At 31.9% G+C, this 19117-nt stretch carries 15 protein-coding genes; 13 read left to right on the top strand and 2 right to left on the bottom strand.

The genetic code is table 11. The features are described from left to right. Positions 1 to 21 precede the first annotated feature (21 nt). A complete protein-coding gene (locus RG22_RS05950) occupies positions 22 to 1611 on the bottom strand; it encodes an FMN-binding glutamate synthase family protein (RefSeq protein ID WP_034041707.1) in 1590 nt (529 codons plus the stop codon). Between the two features lie 236 nt (positions 1612 to 1847). On the opposite strand from RG22_RS05950, the gene nhaA reads away from it, so the two are divergent. The 10 genes from nhaA to RG22_RS05905 all read left to right on the top strand — a co-directional run bounded on the left by nhaA (position 1848) and on the right by RG22_RS05905 (position 12830). Continuing rightward, positions 1848 to 3167 carry a Na+/H+ antiporter NhaA gene (nhaA, locus tag RG22_RS05945; RefSeq protein WP_034041706.1) on the top strand — a complete coding sequence of 440 codons (1320 nt, stop codon included), beginning with the start codon at positions 1848 to 1850 and terminating at the stop codon, positions 3165 to 3167. Positions 3168 to 3206: 39 nt separating this feature from the next. After that, positions 3207 to 4310, top strand: a complete 1104-nt coding sequence (locus RG22_RS05940) for a mechanosensitive ion channel family protein (RefSeq protein ID WP_034041703.1) — start codon at positions 3207 to 3209, stop codon at positions 4308 to 4310. A 7-nt stretch (positions 4311 to 4317) separates the two neighbouring features. Next, positions 4318 to 5409, top strand: a complete 1092-nt coding sequence (locus tag RG22_RS05935) for a sensor histidine kinase (RefSeq protein ID WP_034041700.1) — start codon at positions 4318 to 4320, stop codon at positions 5407 to 5409. 2 nt (positions 5410 to 5411) lie between these two features. Then, complete coding sequence (locus RG22_RS05930) at positions 5412 to 6743, top strand: sigma-54-dependent transcriptional regulator (RefSeq protein WP_034041697.1); 1332 nt, start codon at positions 5412 to 5414, stop codon at positions 6741 to 6743. Between the two features lie 119 nt (positions 6744 to 6862). Next, positions 6863 to 7108 (top strand): hypothetical protein, encoded by a 246-nt coding sequence (locus RG22_RS17855; protein WP_156113353.1) that lies wholly within the window; start codon positions 6863 to 6865, stop codon positions 7106 to 7108. A 397-nt stretch (positions 7109 to 7505) separates the two neighbouring features. Further along, a complete protein-coding gene (locus RG22_RS05925; protein ID WP_034041695.1) occupies positions 7506 to 8810 on the top strand; it encodes a Glu/Leu/Phe/Val family dehydrogenase in 1305 nt (434 codons plus the stop codon). Positions 8811 to 8851: 41 nt separating this feature from the next. After that, entirely contained in the window at positions 8852 to 9271 is a 420-nt protein-coding gene (locus RG22_RS05920) for a GreA/GreB family elongation factor (protein WP_034041694.1), read from the top strand. Positions 9272 to 9282: 11 nt separating this feature from the next. Continuing rightward, positions 9283 to 9702, top strand: a complete 420-nt coding sequence (locus tag RG22_RS05915; RefSeq protein ID WP_034041691.1) for a hypothetical protein — start codon at positions 9283 to 9285, stop codon at positions 9700 to 9702. A 70-nt stretch (positions 9703 to 9772) separates the two neighbouring features. Next, positions 9773 to 10102, top strand: a complete 330-nt coding sequence (locus RG22_RS05910) for a hypothetical protein (RefSeq protein ID WP_244462118.1) — start codon at positions 9773 to 9775, stop codon at positions 10100 to 10102. A gap of 355 nt (positions 10103 to 10457) precedes the next feature. Continuing rightward, complete coding sequence (locus RG22_RS05905; RefSeq protein WP_034041686.1) at positions 10458 to 12830, top strand: hypothetical protein; 2373 nt, start codon at positions 10458 to 10460, stop codon at positions 12828 to 12830. On the opposite strand, the gene RG22_RS05900 is transcribed toward RG22_RS05905, so the two are convergent. Further along, a complete protein-coding gene (locus RG22_RS05900) occupies positions 12827 to 14107 on the bottom strand; it encodes a Pycsar system effector family protein (RefSeq protein WP_034041684.1) in 1281 nt (426 codons plus the stop codon). The genes RG22_RS05905 and RG22_RS05900 overlap by 4 nt on opposite strands. Positions 14108 to 14258: 151 nt before the next feature. Between RG22_RS05900 and msrB the strand changes: the two genes are divergently transcribed. The 3 genes from msrB (at position 14259) to RG22_RS05885 (ending at position 19116) form a co-directional block, all read left to right on the top strand. Then, complete coding sequence (gene msrB / locus RG22_RS05895; RefSeq protein WP_034041682.1) at positions 14259 to 14717, top strand: peptide-methionine (R)-S-oxide reductase MsrB; 459 nt, start codon at positions 14259 to 14261, stop codon at positions 14715 to 14717. Further along, positions 14710 to 15249: a peptide-methionine (S)-S-oxide reductase MsrA gene (gene msrA / locus RG22_RS05890; RefSeq protein ID WP_034041678.1), complete on the top strand. Its 540-nt coding sequence runs from the start codon at positions 14710 to 14712 to the stop codon at positions 15247 to 15249. The genes msrB and msrA overlap by 8 nt, the downstream gene beginning before the upstream one ends. 168 nt (positions 15250 to 15417) lie before the next feature. Next, positions 15418 to 19116, top strand: coding sequence for a metallophosphoesterase (locus RG22_RS05885; protein ID WP_034045789.1), 3699 nt, complete (start codon positions 15418 to 15420; stop codon positions 19114 to 19116). Position 19117 lies beyond the last annotated feature (1 nt).

Genomic DNA, 19117 nt, shown 5'->3' with positions numbered 1-19117 from the left:
GAAACATGTCTTAATAGATCTCTATTTCATTATCCTGGTTAAATGAAAAAAGCGTTTATAGTTTTCAGGAATTTTGTTAATATCTAAAAGAGAACCTGGTTCCATGTGTGGGTAAATCTCTTCATAAGTTTTTACATCATATAAACCTACTCTTTTGCTAATGTGGTTTCTGATTAATTCGTTTGGATTATTAAGACCAGCAGCAGCTACAAGTTCTAGAAAACTTTGTATTGTTGCTTCGTGGTATCTTTTGGCACGTGGTGCTTTATCTTCTACAACTAATCCTTTAACTAAAGATGCATTTTGAGTGGCAACACCAACAGGACACGTATTGTTATTACATTGTAAAGCTTGAATACATCCAATTGAAAGCATCATAGCACGTGCGCTATTGCAACCATCAGCACCTAAAGCTATGGCTCTTGCCATATGGAAACCAGTAATAATTTTACCTGCAACAATAACTTTAATGTCTTTTCTTAAATTAAATCCTATTAAAGTATCGTGAACAAAAATTAATCCTTCGCGTAATGGCATCCCCATGGAATTTGAAAATTCTACTGGAGCAGCACCCGTACCGCCTTCGCCACCATCTACAGTTATAAAATCAGGTTGAATACCAGTGGCAATCATAGCCTCACAGAAATCCATAAATTCCTGTTTACGACCAAGACAAAGCTTAAAGCCAATTGGTTTTCCTCCAGATAGATCACGAAGTTTTTTAATAAAATACATAAACTGAATAGGATCAGAAAAAGCAGAATGAGACGGAGGAGAGTGTACCGCAACTCCAGGTTTTATATGTCTTATTTTAGCGATCTCTTCTGTGTTTTTTATAGCTGGTAAAATACCACCATGTCCAGGTTTGGCGCCTTGAGATAATTTTATCTCAATCATTTTTACTTGTGGGCGTAAAGCATTTTCTTTAAAAGTATCTTCATTAAACGTTCCATCATCTTTTCTACATCCAAAATATCCTGTTCCTACTTGCCAAATAAGATCGCCACCATGTTCTAAATGATAGTTGCTTATCCCTCCTTCTCCAGTATTATGTGCAAAATCGCCCATTTTAGCACCTTTGTTTAATGCGAGAATGGCATTGGTGCTTAAAGAGCCAAAACTCATGGCAGAAATGTTTAGCAAACTTGAAGAATATGGTTGTTTACAATCTTTTCCTCCGATAAGTAAACGAGGAAATTTTCCAATGTTTTTTGGGTTATTTTTTGCATACATTGAATGTTCCAACCATTCATAACCAGAATGATATAAATTTAATTGTGTACCAAAAGGCTCGGTGTCATTTTCGCCTTTTGCTCTGCGGTATACTAACGATCTTAATATGCGGTTTAAAGGCCTTCCTTCTGTATCCGTTTCAACAAAATATTGCATGATTTCTGGTCGAATAGATTCTAAAATATATCTAAATCGACCTATTAGCGGAAAGTTTCTTCTTATGGTATGCTTTTTTTGAAGAATATCAAAAACACCCATTATTACAAGTGGCGCAATAAGTAAAAGCGTCCATAAAATAGGTGGCCAAAATAAAGCTATAACACATGCTAATACAACTGCTATTATTGAAATTAAAATAAACTTTTCACGAACTTTCATACTATTTATTTCTGTTGAAATAACAAATATAGCTTTAGTAAATTGAATCTCAAATGAAAAACATTAGAGTTTAGTTTTCTGTTATCTGATAATTTCTTGTATCTTATATTACTTTTAAATAAATTTATTTTATGTGGTTTTTAATTTTTCATACAACTAAAATCAATACTTATTTCATGCAGTTTCTTACTGCGAAATCTTATATTTGAGTAGGTTTAAAAAAGCAACTAACAACAATGATTAAAGAAGTATTTCTTACACCATTTCAAAAATTTGTAAAAATTGAAAGTTTTAGTGGTATTTTACTAATGCTATCGACTGTAATTGCACTTGTTTGGGCAAATTCATCATTTGGCAATGCCTACAGCGAACTTTGGCAATATGATATTGGTATAGTAACAGAAAGTTTTGAATTTAAAAAGCCATTAATTTTATGGATAAATGATGGTTTAATGGCTGTTTTCTTTTTTTTAATAGGATTAGAAATTAAAAGAGAATTACTTATTGGCGAATTAAATTCTGTTAAAAAAATAGCATTCCCACTTTTTGGAGCATTGGGTGGTATGTTAGTTCCTGTTGTTTTCTTTTTGTTTTTAAACCAAAACCCCGAAACCTTTAAAGGCTGGGGAATACCTATGGCTACTGATATTGCTTTTTCATTAGCAGTTTTAAATGTTCTTGGAAAACGCATTCCTTTGAGCTTAAAAATATTCTTAACAGCATTTGCAATTGTAGATGATATTGGAGCAGTTTTAGTGATTGCATTATTTTATAGTGGCTCAATTAATTTATCTTTATTATTAATTGCTTTAGTAATGTTGGCCGTATTATATTTATTTTCATTTAAAGGGTTTTACTCTAGATATATCTTTTTTTTCTTTGGAACTGTCATCTGGTTCTTATTTTTAAAATCAGGTATGCATCCAACAGTAGCAGGCATTCTAATGGCTTTTTCAGTTCCAATTAGACAAAAAATTGATACATCAACATTTTTAGTTCAACTTGAATTAGTGTTCAATAAAATCAAAAAAGTAAGTATTTCAAATAAACCTATCTTGTCTAGTGAGCAAATTGAACATATTGATGACTTAGAAGATTGGGCTAGTAAATTTCAGTCGCCATTACAACATCTTGAGCATAATTTGCATGGATGGGTTGCCTATTTTATTATTCCAATTTTTGCACTTGCAAATGCAGGTGTGCTTATTGATAGTTCGGCATATTTAGACACAGCTTTAGTTACAAATATTGTAATCTGCCTGGTGCTAGGGAAAGGCATTGGAATAGCATCTATAGTGATATTAGCTAAAAAAATGAAAATAATAGAAATTCCTAGTGATATTAGTATGCAACAAATTATAGGTGTTTCTTTTCTCGCAGGAATTGGATTTACTATGGCGATATTTATAGCTAGTTTAGCATTTGCATCATCACCAGAATATATAGATTCTGCTAAAATAGGAATTCTAATAGGGTCTTTTATTTCAGCAATAGTTGGTTATTTGGTTTTGAGGTTAAATTCAACTAATAGTAAGATAGCTTCTAATAGAGCTTGAAGTATAGTATTTTTTAAAAATTGAAAATTGAAATCGATTATGGTAGAATTTTTAGAAACGCATAAGCAAGATGTAATTTTTGGTTTCATTATTATCGTTGCAATTTTAGTTTTGCGGTTTTTGACCAATAAATTACATCATTGGCTAGTAAAAGAGAAACAAAGGAAGTTTCCTGAAGAGACACTAAGACCACTTCATTTGTTGAAACTTATACTCAATACATTATGGATTGTTTTAGGAATAATCGCCTTGACTTATCTCATTGTTGATGAAAGCAAACAGGACACTTTAGCCAATGATTTTAAAACAGCACTCTATATAGGAGTAGTTTTAGCACTTACCATAATTGCAGCTACAACTGCCAATATGTGGTTTAAATATGACATTCAAAAGAAGATAGAAAATGAACATGACCCAACCAGTTTTAAATTTTTAAGATACGTTGTCCTTGTTGGTATTTATTTCATTGGAATTATGCTTTGTCTTTTGGCTTTTCCTTCCCTTAAAGGTGTTGCTCAAACAGCTTTAGGTGGCGCAGGTGTCATGGCGCTTATTGCAGGACTTGCAGCACAAGAAGCCTTAGCAAACATCATTGGAGGTTTATTCATTATTGCCTTTAAGCCCTTTAAGATTGGTGAACGCATTAAAGTAACAGATGCTATGGTCGGAACAGTTACCGATATTACACTGCGACATACAGTAATTCGTAATTATGAAAACAAAATGATTGTGATTCCAAACGCGATTATCAATAAAGAAAAACTCATTAATTATGATATGGGAGAACTTAAAACTTGTGAACGTATTGAGATTGGGATATCCTACGACAGTGATATAGATTTGGCAAAAAAAATCATGCAAGAAGAATGTGAAAACCATCCGCTTATTTTAGATAATCGAACGGAGCTGGAGGTGCAGGAGGGAAAACCTATAGTAAAAACAGCAGTAATACAACTAAACGATTCATCAATGACCATAAGAGCATGGACTTGGGGTAGAGATTTTAGTGATAGTTTTCAACTTAAAATTGATGTATTAGAAAGTATTAAAAAGCGTTTTGATAAAGAAGGTATTGAAATCCCATTCCCACATAGAACCATAGTCATGAAGAAAGATGTAACTGCCAAATTTGAAAACAAATAATCATTTGATGGGTAAAACTGAACAAATATTAAATGAACGTATTAAAGAATTGACCTGTCTTTACGAAGTGTCATCTATAATTGTAAATGCCGATGCCGAACTATTGCAAGATACACTAAAAGCGATTGCAAATAGTTTAAAAAAAGCATTTCAATATCCTGATAAAACAAGTATTACCATAACTAATGATAAAATTTCAACGAGTTCAGAGGAATCTATACAAGACACGGTAACAATCTATACAAATATTAATATTTTTAATGAAAGCAGAGGGAAAATAATAGCTCATTTAAGCACTTCAGAATTCAAAAAAGAAGATTTTTTAGAAGAAGAACAATTATTATTAGACAATGTAGCCTTAAAAGTTGGGAATATGCTTGAACGCATAGAAATTCAAAAAAACGAAACCTCATTAAAAAGGCAAATGGAGCGTGCAGACCGTTTAAGTATTTTAGGTGAAATTACCGCCGGAATTGCTCATGAACTCAACACGCCATTAACTAATATTTTAGGATTTTCTGAATTGTTAAAATCGGATGTTAAAGAGAATAAAAAAGCACTAACCGATTTAGATAAAATCATTCAAAACACTATTTTTTCAAGAGAAGTTGTTAAAAAACTTATGTTTTTTGCCTGCGAAATGCCTCAGGAAATGAAGCGTGTTAATATTATACCTAACATTAAAAATGCCATCAATCTTTTGGATGCTACCTTTAGAAAGGAACAGGTGAAATACATAGTAAAGATTGAAGATGAGGAATTATGGTTGCGAGCAGACCCAATTCAACTCACACAAATTATCTTTAATTTATTAATGAATGCCATTTATTTTTCTCCAAAAGATGGATTGGTAATTATTGAAGCCATTCAAACCAAAAATAATGTGATTCTGAAAATTTCAGATGAAGGTGATGGATTTACACCAGAAGCATTAGAAAAAGTGTTTCAGCCATTTTTCACAACCAAGCCAACAGGTGATGGTTCTGGGTTGGGATTAAGTGTTGTTCATGGTATTGTTGCATCACACAAAGGCACTATTACTGCACAAAATAAACCAAATAAAGGTGCTATATTTACGGTTGTATTACCAAAGTCTTAATTATGCAATTGCGCAAAGAAAATATACTAATTGTTGATGACGATGTTAATATTCTAGAATTATTGCAACGTCATTTACAATCATGGAATTACCATACCTTTAAAGCCATTTCGGTAAAAGAAGCAGTAACCATTTTACGCGACACCAAAATAGATTTATTAATTACGGACTTAAAAATGCCCGAAATTGATGGCTCAGAACTCATAAAATTTGTCTCAGAACATTATCCCCAATTACCAAAATTAGTAGTTACTGGTTATCCTTCGGTTCAAGATTCTTTAGCAGCTATCAAATCTGGTGTTGTTGATTATTTAACGAAACCCTTTACAAAAGATGAATTAAAAGCATCTATTGATAAATCGCTTAAACCTGGTAAAAACGATTCCAATATAACAATAGAACTGCTCAAAGAGAAAAACGCTTCCTACGGAGAAATTATAGGAAACTCAGAAAAAATTAATAATGTTATTCAAATCATAGAACGCGTTAAAAACAACAAAGCCACAATTTTTATAAAAGGCGAAAGCGGTACAGGAAAAGAATTAGTTGCTAGAGCCATACATTATCAAGGAAAATTTGCAAGAGCACCATTTATTGCCGTCAACTGTGGAGGTATTCCTGAAAACTTATTGGAAGCCGAATTATTTGGATACCTAAAGGGTGCATTTACAGGCGCCGAAACTAATAGAGATGGATTTTTTCAAGCAGCCAATGGTGGTACCATTTTTTTAGATGAAATTGGCAATGCTTCACTAGCTGTGCAATCTCGACTGTTACGTGTACTTCAAGAAAAGGAAGTGGTTAAGGTTGGTGCAACTAAAGCGGAAAAAATTGATGTTAGAATCATTGCAGCAACCAATAATAATTTGCGAGATATGATTGAAAAACAAACTTTTAGAGAAGATTTGTTTTATCGACTAACTGTGGTAGAAATTGAGGTTGCACCATTGCGTGAACGAAAGGAAGATATTTCCTTATTGGTTGATAAATTTCTTTTTAAATATGGTGTTGAATATAAAGATCGTTTCTTAAAAATAACACCTGAAGCTTTAAAAGTTTTAGAACGTTACAATTGGCCTGGAAATATTCGTGAATTAGAAAATGTTATACAACGTGCTGTAATTATGTGTGATAAATTAATTGATATAGAGCATTTACCTGAGCACTTAAAATACAGTTTGGATTTTTCTGAAGACAACAAACTACTTCCACTTAAAGAAATCGAAAAAAAATATATAGAAAAAGTATTGCAAGCAACCGGAAACAATAAGACCAAAGCTGCTGAAATTCTTCAAATAGACAGAAAAACCATTCGTCATAAACTTTCTGAATAGTTTTATTTTTACTGATACATTTACACTCAGTTGGGTAATTTTGCACCAACTCTAATTTTATTTAATTTCTACGATCAACTCTTTAAGCCCTTATAAACAAAGGGTCTTTTGTGTTCAATATGATTTTGGTAATTGTTTTGGCACATCCATTGCCTTATGGTAGGTGTAAAACATTAATACATTTTAATATGAATCATTTTAATATTTGTCCGAGTTGCATACATCGCAATAATTGTGTGTTAACTACACAAAAAGACAAAGTTTGGTCTTGTAGCGAGTTTGATGAAGATATACCAAGCATATGTAATTCTGAGACAATGCAAAAACCAGAGCAACACAAAAAAGAAATCTTACAGTTAGTTTAACTATTAAATACTTAAGATTATGATTTTTAAGACAGTAATATCAGGAATCAAAGAAAAACTTTTAAAAATTAGAATGTCTTGCATAAATACAATGAGACATCAATACATCATGGATAAATATCACGAAAGATCGATTTCGAATAGATATTTCAGATAGCCAATTTAAAAACAGATAACACCAATAAGGGCAAAATATAAGATTAAGGAAACTCATTTAGTATTGGTGTAATTGTAAAAGAAACATATTATGAATTTTAAAACGATTTTAAACGGATTGACAAACCAAAGAACAACAAAGGGGAAACTAAGGTTTGATACCATTAGGACAAGCCCTTACAGATTTTCAAATAAAGGAAGATTTAATAGAATCGAATTATAACCAAAAACATATTATTAAATGGAAACATTAACAGCAGAAATAAAGAAAAACTCAAAAAAAGTGCCAGTAAAAGGAATGATGGACAATGTAATGGAGCAGTTTAATAGTGCTGCGAACCAAATTAAATTACATCCAAGTATCAGAAAAATATTGAGCATTACCAATAATGAAATCATTGTCAATTTTCCTGTAAAAATGGATAATGGTGATGTAGAAATATTTAGAGGTTACAGAGTACAACATAATAATGCGTTAGGACCTTATAAAGGAGGTTTACGTTACCATCCTACTGTAGATATTGATGCTGCAAGAGCATTGGCAATGTGGATGACCTGGAAAACATCATTAGCTGGGTTACCTTATGGTGGAGGTAAAGGAGGCATACAATTGGATCCTTCAAAATATTCACAAGGTGAATTAGAGCGCATTACAAGACGTTTTACGTTTGCTTTGGCAGATAACATTGGTCCTGAACACGATATTCCAGCTCCAGATGTAAATACCAACAGCCAAACTATGGCGTGGATGGCAGATACGTATATGAGCACACGTCCACCAGCTGAACGTACTGCAAACCAACACGTAGTTACTGGAAAACCAGCTGGTAGTGGAGGTCTTGAAGGTCGCGATAGAGCAACAGGTTATGGTGTTTACTTGTCAATTAAAATTTGGGCAGAGAAAAACAATATCAATTTAAAAGTCAAGAAATTTATTGTTCAAGGCTTTGGTAATGTAGGTTATTGGGCAGCGTATTTCCTAGAGAAAGAAGGTGGAAAATTAGTAGCTGTTCAAGATGCTTTTGGTAGTATTGAAAATCAAAAAGGAATTGTAGTTGAAGATTTGTTTAACTATACAAAGGCAAATAAAGGGAGTGTTGTAGATTTTCCAAATGCTAAAAATTTAGAGAAAGACAAGTTTTTTGCAACAGAGTGTGATATATGTATTCCAGCAGCTTTAGGCAACCAAATAACAGCTAAAAAAGCTTCACAAATTAAAGCAAGTTTAGTTGCTGAAGGTGCGAATGGACCAACAAATGTTGATGGAGAAAAAACTCTTTTAGAAAGAGATATTGCTATTATTCCAGACATTTTATGTAATTCTGGAGGTGTAGTTGGAAGCTATTTTGAGTGGCTACAAAACCGAAATGGAGAGCTTTGGCAACTGGATGAAGTCATGGTTAAACTCGAAAAGAAGTTAAGAGAATCTTTTAATAAGGTTTATGAATATTCGCAACGAGAAGGCCTAGATATGCGTACAGCTGCTTATTGTATTGCTATTCAGCGCATAGAAAGAGCTTATATTGAAAGAGGGATTTTCCCATAATAATAATAATAATAATAATAAAACATTTAAAAATTCACACAATGAAGTACGGAAGTTTAATATTGGAAAAGAAAGAGTATGTGTATTTAAAACGCATACTTAATATATCTGGTTATGTAGGAGATTTTAATACCCAAAAATCGTTACAAGAATTAACTGAGCAACTTAAAACTGCTCACATATTGGATGAAAACGAAATGCCTGATGATGTTGTTCGGTTTAATTCAAAAGTTACGGTAGTATCAGATAAAGGCTGGGAAAAAACCTTGCAAGTCGTGATACCTATGGACAAGGATATGAAGCAGAGCAAAATTTCAATACTTACACCAATGGGGTCGGCCCTTTTTGGGTACGCTAAAGATGATGTCATTCTTTGGGAATTTCCAGCAGGTAAACAACAACTAAAGATTGCTGATGTGAGTCAAGAAGAAATTTTCAGTGGAATGGATTTAGTGGTATAAAATTAACAGTTATGCAAAATCAAAATACTCAAATATTCTTTAATGATTCAGATGTAGATGTTACGCATAAAATCAACACCATAGAGTTGGACAATTGGATGAGCCATTTAAAATACATAAAAAAGGAAATAAACAATCTAGTAAACTTGTGCAACACAGGTTTAAGCTTGAAACTAAAGGAAGATAATGTGCTAAAAAGTCTTCAAATAAAAGAAGTTGAAAACGAAGACCTACTTGCCGCATTAAATAGATATGCAATTTCCCGAACGGACATTATAGAGTGTGAAGACACGCAATGCGATATGGTTTACATTACGGAACACGAGAGTTGCAGAAGAAGATATTTGCAACATATAGAGGCATACAGAAAATTGAAAAACAAGTTTTTTAACAAGGTACAGGGTAAGTTTACGCTTACCACAAAGCACTAATTATTTTTTATTGAATTCAACCTTATCACAAAAAATAGAGACTCAAAGGCAGTTATGCATCAAAAAAGATTTGAACGAGTTAAATCTGTGGATAAGTACCTTAGAGGAACTTAATAACGAATTGAATTACTTTAATATTATTGAAAAACAACTCGTTAAAAAAGGTTCTGTCTCAAGTTCAATTCAAGGGTTGCGCCGAAAAAATGTTTTGATTATGGCAATATTTTGCAAGTATGACCAAGCGTTAAAAAATGAATACGAATACGGAAAAACGGAGTACAATGCATTAAGAGCCAATATTCATGAAAATAAAAGAGCGCAATATGTCCAGCTCATTAAGGAGTTCAATACTTTAAAAAAACACATATACCAAATTTTAATAAAATACCATCGTAAATAATATAAAACTGATGAAAAATTTTAGATTTTATTTCCTCTTAGGAGTTCTTACAACCATTGTTATGGTTGTATTGTTAACAATATTAAGTTCGCTTTAAAAAAACACTGGTTGGTTATTAGTGTTTAAGTTTTACATGTTAGTAAATAAGAAACCTTAGTAAAACTTAATATTTTGATGATTGTTGCAGGTTTCTTAATTATAAGTAGTAAAGGCTTCACATTTTTTGTGAAGCCTTTTTAATTTAAAAACCCTAAATATTAAACAATAAGTTTGTAACATTTTATGTGTTAGAAAGTCTATATAAAAACGACTAACGCAATAATTTGTAATTTTGTTTTATAAGAAAACCAATATCATGGATATTAACGAAAATATAGAATCGCCTTTTGAACTAAAAGTGAGTTTCAATAAGCTCCTACAGCACTATGAAACATTAGCAGAGAATAGCGACGAATTTACTGCAGCTAAAGCTAAACGTATATTAAAAACAGCTAGCGTGTTTCCAGAATTAAGAGACGGCTTTAGTGACGCTTCTATATTAAAAAAAAGAGAAAAAGAAATTAGTACAATTCTACAAGATTCGTTTAGTCCAGTTTTAACTAAAAATGAAATAAAAACAGCGTCGATACCCTTTCATAATTTAATTTTTAATGCATCAGAACGATTTAAAAGTATAATTAAAACAGCAGGTAAAGATTTCGAATTAGAAATTAAAAACATGCCTAAAGATGATACTTATATAATTGCTTGTACTATCATTTTAAATTTTTGTTATGGGTATAATTTAAATTTTAAACGCCCATTTTATTACGAAATACCTGATGAAAATGGTATTACACATTTTTATAAAATATTATATAATGCCGATTTTACTGAAATTGTTCCTAATAAAAATGCACCAAAAATAACTCAAAAAGATTATGATGAATTATTAGATAATTTTGAAAACATTGCCCTTTGGAAAGAAAAGTTTCCACCAAATAGTTACACGTTTAAAGGGTTTGTTATTTCAAACATTTTTGACGTTACTGATGATCAATCTATCTCTAACGTTAAGTCAAGTCTAATATCTGATGACAAACGAAAAGATGAAAATTTTATGGCTGGATTTCATGAAATTTTCAGATCTCTTTTTGGTATTAACGATCTTAAAGTTGGGTTTTCAATATATAATAAAGAAGAAGGTGTTTTTGAGCGTGTCTATGGCACAGGTATGAAAAGCTATCTTCTTAGAAATTATGAAAAGGAAAAATGTACTGATGCCCTGTGTAGTTGGTCGTATGATAGATTATTAAAAGAAAAAAAATATTTCTCGGTATCTGATGTAGATGGAATGTTTGAAAAAACTAAAGGATGCGCTCCACACATTACAAGCTTACATAAACAGGGTATAAAAAGTGCTATTTTTGCACCTATTGCAAATGATGATGGGTTAATGGGAATTTTAGAAATAGTATCAAATAAAGCCCAAATGCTTAACAGTATAAATGCCAATAAGTTGGTTGATGTTATGCCTTACATTATATCTGCAGTTGAGCGTTCTAAAAATGATGAAGAAAATTTAATTGAAGCCATTATTCAAAAAGAGTGTACTTCTATTCATCCGAGTGTGCATTGGCGATTTGCAAGAGAGGCAAAAGATTTTATTAAAGCTGAAATGAATGGTGAACAAGCTGTCTTTAAAAAAATAGCCTTTGATAATATTTACCCGCTTTATGGGCAAATTGATATTAAAGGCTCATCTGAAGCTAGAAACCAAGCTACAAAAGAAGATTTAACCTTGCAGTTAAATGCTGTAAAAAACATTTTTAAGAATGCCTCAAAAATAGAAACATTACCAATATACGAGCAATATGTATATCAAATAAATGATTATTTAGAAGGGTTAAGTAAGCATTTTCAAGTGGATAGTGAACAGCAAATTTCTGAATTTTTTAATCAGGAACTTAATGCTGTTTTAAAACATTTATATACAATTGATGAGTTGAAAGAGCAGATAGATGCTTATTTTAATAGTATTGACGATAAAGTTAATGTGCTGTATCATCACAGAAAAGATTATGATGATACTATTGCATTAATTAATAAAGAAATGGCATCGCTTTTAGATAAAAAACAAGAAGAAGCACAGGCTATGTACCCACATTATTTTGAGCGTTTTAAAACCGATGGTGTAGAGCATAACATGTACATTGGAGAATCTATCACTAAAGAAGAAAGTTTTAATCCTATTTATTTATACAATTTACGTTTGTGGCAATTACAGGTTATGTGCGAAATGGAGAATACCTACTACCAAATGCAATCTGAGTTTTCTGTGGCGCTAGATGTAGCATCAATGGTTTTAGTGTTTAATCAACCACTATCCATTAGTTTTAGAATGGATGAAAAACAATTTGACGTAGATGGCACATACAATGCACGCTACGAAATTGTTAAAAAGCGAGTTGATAAGGCCTATATTAAAGGCACTAAAGAGCGTGTTACTCAAAAAGGAAAAATAAGCATTGTGTACTCACAAAAACAAGACGAGCGCGAATATTTAAGATATATCAAATTTTTACAATCTAAAAACTATTTAGATACCGATGTTGAAATAGTTGAGCTACAAGACTTACAAGCGGTAACAGGATTAAAAGCCATTCGAGTAAGTGTGTTATATCATAAAAATGAAGAAGATAAATCTTTTTATACTTATAATGATTTAATGAAAGAAATTAAAGCCTAAACACTATAAATAAAAGCATTGCTTTTCCTGTTAGAATCTAACTGAATCATTGATGTTTTTTTCTCTGGAAGTATATCTTTAAGATCACCTTCAGCTTCAGGACTATTTTTTACTGCAATTCCAAAAGCAATTACAGATATTATTATTCCAGACATAAAAATAGTATAGGTTATCCTTAAAATGCGATACTTACGTTCTAAAACTTTTCCTAGAAAGTAAAGGTCTTTTGTAAGTGAGTTGTATACATAGTTTTTATCCTTTAATAACTCATTAATAGCCCATTCATACTCATTTAAACTCATCTTATGGAAATTTCCAAAAAAGGTTAAATTCACATTTTTGTTTTCTACATCTTCTTTAGTAAACTCTCCACTTGTTACATTTGGTCTTGTGGCAATTATTGATAATATCATTGATATGACACTAGATAATGTAAATATTGCTGTAGGATACACTAAATATTCATTGGTATCTAATTTTGAGATTAGATTTGAAAGTACTAGCGAAATTATAATAGCATTAACAGATAGTAAAATATTGGCTTTTGTATCTGCTATATCACTCAGCTTAATATGATTTCTTAAAGCTACTCGATAAAATGTTTGAATACCACGCTCTGGGCTTTCGTTTTTATATTGTGCTTTGTATTTAGCCTTTAACTCTTCTGTTTTAAGTTTGCTTTTTCTTTTCTTTTTGGTTTTAATAAGTTTGGCAAGGTTCTTTTCCTTTCTAGGTTGCCAATTTTTTAAAGCATAATCGGTGTAAAACTCATGTTTTCTAGTAAGTACTTTTATGTTTTCGTTAATCCATTCACTTGGAGCGTAAGTAGCAATACCCTGAATTTCTAACTCTTTTCTTAAAAACTCGCTAGCTTCATTAAAATATTTTTTCCCAAAATGCGACGAATCTGCGTCTCTAATTATTTTACCAAGTTCGGTTTTAGGCGAATCTTTAAATTTTGTAGCCATAATACACTCAGTAACCGCTTCAATAATGCTATCGTCTGCACCTTGTTTTTTTAAAAAGGCAGTTGCAATTTTAGCACTTTCCTCTTCATGTCCTTCTCTAGTTTTTGTATATCCTGTATCGTGTAATAATGCAGCTAGTTCTAGTGTTTCTGCATCTTTTTTGTCTACATCCGTGTTTTTAATAATCTCTCTTATACTTCGTAAAACACGTTCGGTATGGGTGTAGTTATGATAAATAAATGACTGATCTAACTCGTTTTTTAATAAGTTAAACACGAATTCTTCAGTACTTTTAATCAATTTAGACATAGATAAGTTTTAATAAAAACCAAAGTACTAAAAAAATAATTAAAATAGGAATCGTAGTTTCTGTTTATATGTAATTTTAAGATAAAAAAAACGACTATATTTAGGTTAAAAAGTGTATTATAAATTAATCTAAAAAAAAAGGAACCATATTATGCTAACTTGGAAAGAAGTTATAAACTTTTCTGTAAAAGGAAACCCAACTCCAGATAAACGTGTTGAAAAAACAGATGAAGAATGGAAAGCTCAATTAACTCCAGAGCAATTTAGAATTGCAAGGCAAAAAGGAACCGAGCGCCCACATAGCGGAGCGCTTTGTAGTGTTCATGATGCTGGTAAGTATAATTGTGTTTGTTGCAATATGCCTTTGTTTGATTCTACAATTAAGTTTAGTTCTGGTACAGGTTGGCCTAGTTTTACACAACCCATTAAGGAAAACGCTATTAAATACGAAAGAGATACAGCCTTTGGGATGGTACGCGTTGAGGTAATGTGTAATACTTGCGATGCGCACTTAGGTCATGTTTTTCCTGATGGACCAGAACCAAGCGGATTACGATATTGTATCAACTCAGAATCAATGATTCTTAATAAGGAGGCGATGAATGAATAATAAGAGTTTGCAAATTGCTATAGTTGGTGGTGGTTGCTTTTGGTGTACAGAAGCTGTTTTTCAAGAAGTAAAAGGTGTAGAAAAGGTCGTGTCTGGTTACTCAGGAGGAAATGTTCCTGGGCGTCCAACCTATTGCGAAATTTGCTCAGGCTTAACAGGACATGCCGAAGTGGTACAAATAACATTTGATACCAGTATTATTTTATATGAAGATATCTTGATTATTTTTATGACAACGCACGATCCTACTACTTTAAATAGACAAGGTGCAGATAGAGGTACGCAATACCGTTCAGTGATTTTTTATTGTAATGATAAGCAAAAAGAGATAGCAGAAGTTGTAATCAAAGAGGTTGCGGTACATTATGAAAATCCAATAGTTACTGAGGTTGTTGCTTTAAACGTGTTTTATGAAGCCGAAAATGAGCATCAAGATTATTACCGTAATAATCAATCACAAGGGTATTGCAGTTTTGTAATTACACCTAAATTAGCGAAGCTTAGACAGCTTCATACAGATATGCTTAAATAGTAATTATTTAAAAAAGATAAAGTTAAGTTTCTAGTTTTTTGCACCACTCTACAAGAAAAATGTATCTTATTAATTAGCAATTAATCTTCTTTAGGGTTAATGATTGATTTAAATACGTTATTAACCCATGCTTTAAATAGTTATTTTTGTAATAAGAAACCACCAATTATGATGATTTATAAAAGAATATTAGCTTTAACAACATTATTAATAATGAATTCATGTGCAACACACAAGGCACAATATGCGAATGAAGATGTTAAACAAAATCAATTTCCAAGTAAAGAAATAGATAGAATATTTTATCTTGTTGGAGATGCAGGTTTATCATCTCAAGGTGCGCTTTCAAAAGGTTTAACAGCTTTTCAAAATCATATTTCAGATAAAAACACCAAAGGCGATTACACTATTTTTTTGGGAGATAATATTTATCCTGCAGGCTTACCAGATGAAAATCAAAAAGGAAGAGCAAGTGCAGAAAACGGATTAAATGCACAAATAAAATCTGTTAAGAATTTTAAAGGAGAAACTGTTTTTATCCCAGGAAATCATGATTGGTATTCTAACGGATTAAAAGGTTTAAAACGTGAAGAGAAATATATTGAAGATGCTTTAGGAAAAAACACCTTTTTGCCAGAAAATGGCTGCCCCTTAGAGAGTGTAGATGTAAGCGAAACCATTCAATTAATAATTATAGATACACAGTGGTATTTAGAAAACTGGAACCATAACCCAACTATAAATGATGATTGCGAAATAAAAACAAGAGAACGTTTATTTGAAGAGGTAGAGGGCGAATTAAAAAAAGCACAAAACAAAACGGTGGTGTTTGCCATGCACCATCCTATGTATACTAATGGTATTCATGGCGGTTATTACGCAGCATCAAAGCATTTATTCCCAACTCAGAAAAAGATTCCTGTTCCAATTATTGCCTCATTATTAGCTCAAGTAAGAACTCAAGGTGGTGTATCTATTCAAGATCGTTATAACGAACGTTATCACAAGTTAATGAGTAGGTTGGAGACCATGACTTTAGATACAGAAAACGTGGTTTTTGTTTCTGGTCATGAGCATACTATGCAGTATATAGAAAATGAGTCGATAAAGCAAATTGTTTCTGGCTCTGGATCAAAAGGATCTGCGGCTGCTTTAGGGGAAAATGGTTTGTTTTCTTATGGAAAACAAGGCTTTGCAGAATTAGTTGTTTTTAAAGACGGAAGTAGTTGGGTTAGAATTTATGGGGAAGAAAACGGAAAAGCTAAATTATTGTTTCAAAAAGAAGTTTTTGAAGCAAGAAAAGTTTTTGATGCTTCTAATTTAAAAGAAACGTTTCCGCAAGAAGTAGAAGTGTCTATTTACTCAAAAGAAGAAACCGATAAAACAGATTTTTTTGAATCTATTTGGGGCGACCATTATAGAGAAATCTATAGCACAAAAATAAAAGCTAAAGTTGCAACATTAGATACACTTTATGGCGGTTTAGAAGTGGTTAGAAAAGGTGGAGGGCATCAAACACGTTCATTACGCTTAAAAACAAAAGATGGGAGAGAATTGAATATGAGAGCACTTCGTAAAAGTGCAACGCAATATCTTCAAACAGTACTTTTTAAAGACACTTATATACAAGACGAGTTTGAAAAAACAGCTATTGAAGGTCTTATTTTAGACTTCTATACAGCTGCACATCCATATGCATTTACAGTAGTTCCAGATTTGTCAAATGCAGCTCAGATTTATCACACTAATCCAAAGCTGTTTTTTATACCTAAGCATAAGGCATTAGGGGAGTATAATGAAGAATATGGAGGTGAATTATATATGATTGAAGAACGTCCTGAAGAAAACTATACTGATGAAAAAAATTTTGGATATGCTGATGATATTGAAAGTACACACGATATTATTGAAAAGGTGCGAGAAGACGAAAAGTATAAAATAGATGAAAATGCTTTTGTAAGAGCACGCCTTTTTGATATGCTTATTGGAGATTGGGATCGACATCAAGATCAATGGAGATGGGCACAGTTTAATATGGAAAATGGCGACAAATATTACAGACCAATTCCTAGAGATAGAGATCAAGTGTTTTCGAACTTTGACGGAGCTTTACTTGATGTCATGAAGATTATTTCGGGCTCAACCAAACAACTTCAAGTGTATGATGAAGAGTTAAAAGATATTGAGTGGATGAATAGTGCAGGAATTAAACTAGACCGTGTGCTTATTCAAAAAGCGGATAAAGAAAAATGGTTAGAGCAAGCTAAATTTTTACAAGAACATATCACTGATGAAATTATAGATGTCGCTTTTTCAAAAGTACCGGAAACTGTTCAGGATGAAACCCTTAAAGATATTAAGCAAAAGTTAAAAGGAAGGCGAGGCAACTTGCAAGATATAGCAACACGTTATTATAATTATTTAAACGAATTGGTTATTTTAACAGGAACAGATAAAGACGATTATATTGAAGTCACTCGTACTGGGTATAACGAAACGCACATAAAAATATCACGAATTAAAGATGGAGAAAAAGGCGAAGTTTTAGTAGATAAAACCTTTAATAGAGATGTAACTAAAGAAATCTGGATTTATGGTTTAGATGATAAAGATATTTTTGAAGTTTCTGGAAAAGCCAATAATTTAATATACACAAGACTTATTGGCGGACAAGAAAATGATACATATATTATTAAAAATGGCAGACGTATTAAAGTCTACGATCATAAATCAAAAAAGAATACAGTAAAAGAGAATAAAGGCGGACAAATTAAACTTACAGATGTGTATAACTTAAATCTTTTCGATTTTAATAAAAATATTGTAAAGACATCTACTATTACACCAAATACAGGATATAATCCAGATGATGGATTTCAGCTAGGCGTATCTTTTGTAAAAACAGTGAAAGGATTTCAACGCAATCCGTTTTCACAACAACATCGTTTTAAAGGAGGTTATTTTTTTGCTACTAGTGGATTTGCACTTAAGTACGATGGCGAGTTTGCTAACATATTTCAAGATTGGAATTTACATGTTGCAGGGACATTTACAACTGAAAATTTTACAAATAACTTTTTTGGTTACGGAAATGAAACAGTAAATAATAACAATGATTTAGATTTTAACAGAGTGAAAACCAGTATTATCGGAACAAAAATTGGCATTATAAAAAAAGGAAGTTTTGGTAGTGATTATGGCTTTAGAACAATTTTTGAAGGTGTTGAAATTGACGAAACAGAAGGGCGTTTTATCTCTAACTTTGCTCCGGTAATTAACACAGATTTTTATAAAAGACGCTTTTTTGGGGGACTAGAGGCAGAGTATAACTACAAAAGTTTTGATAATGCTATAAACCCGTCGCGGGGTATGACATTTATGTTAAACATAGGGGGTAAAACAGAATTTAAGGATACCAAAAATACTTATGGTTATATAAATTCTAATCTTGGGTTTTATAATGCCTTATCAAAAAACAGAAAATTGGTGCTTAAAACAGATGTAAAAACTCAAATAAGAGTTGGAGATGAACTCGTGTTTTATCAAGCCTCTAATATTGGTGGTAATAATGGTTTAAGAGGTTATAGAACAGAGCGTTTTACAGGTAAAAATTCTTTTGTTGGTAATGCCGATTTGAGATATAGTTTTCCGTCTTTTAAAACTAATATTTTGCCTTTACAAATAGGAATATTTGGAGGAGCAGATGTTGGTCGAGTATGGTTAAAAAATGAAGATTCTAATAAATGGCACAGTGATTATGGTGGTGGATTATGGATGACAGCAGCTGAAAGTTTATCGGGGACTTTTAACTTTTTTAATAGCACAGAAGGGTTTAGATTCTCGTTTGGTTTTGGGCTAAATTTTTAAA

Origin of the sequence: Wocania ichthyoenteri Th78, from assembly GCF_000789235.1 — a bacterium.
Lineage (GTDB): Bacteria > Bacteroidota > Bacteroidia > Flavobacteriales > Flavobacteriaceae > Wocania_A > Wocania_A ichthyoenteri.
The sequence above is the reverse complement of the archived record's forward strand: the minus strand, read 5'-3'. Positions and strand labels throughout refer to the sequence as shown.